The organism is Shewanella sp. 11B5 (assembly GCF_002836795.1).
GTDB classification, from domain to species: domain Bacteria; phylum Pseudomonadota; class Gammaproteobacteria; order Enterobacterales; family Shewanellaceae; genus Shewanella; species Shewanella frigidimarina.
Window position 1 is genome coordinate 1 of sequence record NZ_PJAP01000905.1, and the last position, 3,231, is coordinate 3,231.

The following is a 3,231-nucleotide window of genomic DNA, read 5'->3' on the forward strand; positions in this document are numbered from 1 at the left end:
TTTATTATTACAACTCAACAGCCTTTACTTCAGCCGTCATATCAAGATAGCGTTGGCACCTTGTCATGAGTTGCTGGCGATAATCTGCCACAAAAGCATGTTCATCTTTATCAAGCGTTGGAAGCATCGCAATCACATCATCTATCACTTGCTCTATTTTGGTTGCCATCTTTGTTAAATTACTGACTAATAATGGTCGTGGTAAATTCAGTTCCTCGGCGAACGAGGCCAGTTGATAAGCATAAATTTTATTAGGGTCGAATTCATCATCGATAGCCATTGCCATCTCCTGTTCGAAATCCTTATACATTGCCACATTGACTAAGTCATACCAGGGGGTCGGTACCATCCCTGTGGGAGTCATGAAAAATGAGTAGTTTTTGCCATGGGCATCAGCATTACCGCTCAGTAAATTAAATAAAGCCCACTGCAGCATATTTTGTTTAGCAGCTGCAGGATTAGTGCACTCACTGGCGAGGCTAAACAAACGAGCAAAGCTTACGCCCTCTCGAATACCTTTCACATCACGACCGGTGCCAAAGTTACGCTCGTATTTTTTGCTAACACTGAACCCCAACGCTTGGCAGCTATCAACCATGTGCCGTCTCAAGACTTTTTGAGCCTCTGATATATAACGACGATCAAAGCGTTCGACACAAAGGGATTTATGTTGACCAAACTCGACAATATCGACATTAGCAACATCGTTACCAATAGCCTTAGCCAAGCGCATTGTAATAAACTCGTTAATCACTAAATGACGGTATGGTGCAAACTTCAAAATATGTGTGGATGCCAGCGAACCGTCACCAAAGCCAAAAGTATTGCCATTATAAAACAGGTTTAGTTTGGACTGCACCCCAGCGACTGACAGCCTTGGTTTTCCGTCCCACACTTCCATTGGCCATAGCTGCGGATCATCAATTCGCTTAATCACTTCATCAGCACTTATCTCCCTTAAGGCTGTTGCCGGTAGCAATGTTCCTTTTGGCGAAAAAGCGATTGCACCCGCGGTATCAAGGCCGATACCACGAATAAGGGCAAACGTATTACCACGAGATACCCCTAGCGATTCAATTAAATATTCTAAGCCTTTATTTTCGGGTAATAGGTTTACTAAAAACATCGCAATTTGATGGCTGTTAGCGGTTCCATCTAAGGGGACCATCGGCGAAATGGGAAAACCCCTTTGTTGCCAATCATGGGTGTATTGAACAGTGAATGTCTCGGTCGCGGGATCAAATGACAGCTCACCAATTATCTGATCGCCAAGATGCATATCCAAAGTCAGTTTTTCAGCTGTACTCATCATTAGTACCAGCCATTAGAGTATGCATCACTATGTTGTGCCGCCAAAATGCTAATCCCCAAGCCATTAAGAATTTTGAACACTGTCGAGATATAAACATCTTCGCCTTTCTCAACACGGATTAAGGTCTTTTTGGTCACGCCACACAGCATCGCCGCCACATCTTGAGTCAATGCTGCGTTGTTTCTGGTTTCTTTAATGAGTAAACCCAAGGATTGTTGATTGAGTGCAGGTGTCATAACGTTAGTCCAAAGTGTACTTTGCTACACTTTATCTCTGAATGGTTAAGTATTCAACAGTAAAGTGTAACAACCTACACTTTACTGTAATCTCCCCTGTCAAGATCAACAAAAGTGTAGTTAAGTACACTTTTTAATTATCTAAGTCGCCAAACGAGTTATAAGTGTAGGTTGTTACACTATCGAATCGATTACGCCCTACTTTGAAAAATTAACACTGGCTTTTTTATCAGCATCATAGATATTATGAGCTTGATTATTATCAAGTTATGAATGGATGCTGTTGGTAAATGATTCTTAAAACTAAAACACTACAAATGACCAAAACGCCGCAAACGATTGCCGGTCAAAAACAAGAACAGGATGTGGCCTTCTTCTTACGCCGCGCATTTAAAGACAACCCTGAAGTGCTGGTTATCAACGACTTCAAATTCAGCTTTAATGATGAAACGGCTCAAATTGATCACTTGATCGTATACACCTATGGCTTCGTGCTCATTGAATCAAAAAGCATAAAAGGTCACGTTAAAGTGAACAACCAAGGCGAGTGGACACGCAGCTATAACAGCCAATGGTCAGGTATGTCTTCGCCCATTAAGCAAGTTGAGCTGCAACAAGCCTTGTTGAAAGAAATGTTCATGCATCATAGAAATAACATATTAAGTAAATTACTGGGTATAAAGCAGCAAGGCTTCAATGGACGCTGTTGGCACTATTTATGTGCGGTATCCAGTAATGCTGTGATCGACCGAAAAACCATGCCCAAAGAGATTTCGGACAAACTGTATAAAACTGAATTTTTGGTCGACGAACTCAAAAATATCATGAATCTTAAACACAAATTGCTCCGCTTGGTCAGCGTCACCGACACTCGACCAGACTTTAGCCAACGAGAACTCGATTCAATCGGCCAATTTCTTATTCGCCAACATATCGATTCAAATACTCAGCAAGTTGACGCTGCTCAAGTTCAACTAAAGCAAATCCAGCCGATATCAAATACACCAGAGTTTACACCAGAGCTTGAGCAAGGGCCTAAACCAGCATCAGCGCCCACTCATCATCTAGCTCAATCTACTGTCGCAATACTTGCACCAGTAGCAGCATTCGCGCATGAGCAACATCCCATAATAAGCTGTAAACATTGCGGTGAATCAACACAATACACCCCGATGTATGGCAAATTCGGTTACTACATCAACTGTAACCAATGCAGCAAAAATACATCGATGAAATTACCATGCCCACAATGCATGAGTAAAAATACCAAAATCACTAAGCGCAAAGAAACATACACCCTACACTGCCAAGATTGCAGCTTAGAAAATCAGTTGATTTGAATGTTGTGGGGAATGACAGAACGTTAGAAAAGTTTACTCTTACTCACATATTTGCTAGACCTCTTAGATTAAGGATGACAATGGAAAAATACACGTTCCCCATGATTAAAGATGAAATTCAATTTGAAAATTTCACACGAGATTTTGTGAAGTTATTATATAAAAATTTGAATTTTCAACTGTATGGGAAAAGAGGCCAAGCCCAATATGGAATTGACGGTTTCAGCACTGAAGGAAATATATATTTTCAATCAAAGCATAAAAGTAAGAGCGACTTTAAAGATAAAGTGCTTCTAGATGAATTAAATGATGAATTAAAAAAAGCAAAGTCAAAAATAAAAGA

At 40.6% G+C, this 3,231-nt stretch carries 4 protein-coding genes; 2 read left to right on the plus strand and 2 right to left on the minus strand.

What is annotated here, in order from left to right; genetic code table 11:
- Nucleotides 1–7 precede the first annotated feature (7 nt).
- Nucleotides 8–1,309: a HipA domain-containing protein gene (locus CXF78_RS17980; RefSeq protein WP_102037536.1), complete on the minus strand. Its 1,302-nt coding sequence runs from the start codon at nt 1,307–1,309 to the stop codon at nt 8–10.
- Nucleotides 1,310–1,311: 2 nt separating this feature from the next.
- Nucleotides 1,312–1,548, minus strand: coding sequence for a helix-turn-helix domain-containing protein (locus tag CXF78_RS17985; RefSeq protein ID WP_102037534.1), 237 nt, complete (start codon nt 1,546–1,548; stop codon nt 1,312–1,314).
- 290 nt (nt 1,549–1,838) lie between these two features.
- Here CXF78_RS17985 and CXF78_RS17990 point away from each other — a divergent pair, with 290 nt between their 5' ends.
- Both CXF78_RS17990 and CXF78_RS17995 read left to right on the plus strand, forming a co-directional pair.
- Nucleotides 1,839–2,888 (plus strand): nuclease-related domain-containing protein, encoded by a 1,050-nt coding sequence (locus CXF78_RS17990; RefSeq protein ID WP_102037535.1) that lies wholly within the window; start codon nt 1,839–1,841, stop codon nt 2,886–2,888.
- A gap of 80 nt (nt 2,889–2,968) precedes the next feature.
- Nucleotides 2,969–3,231 (plus strand): hypothetical protein (locus CXF78_RS17995; protein WP_219622094.1); only part of this gene is annotated, 263 nt, incomplete at its 3' end.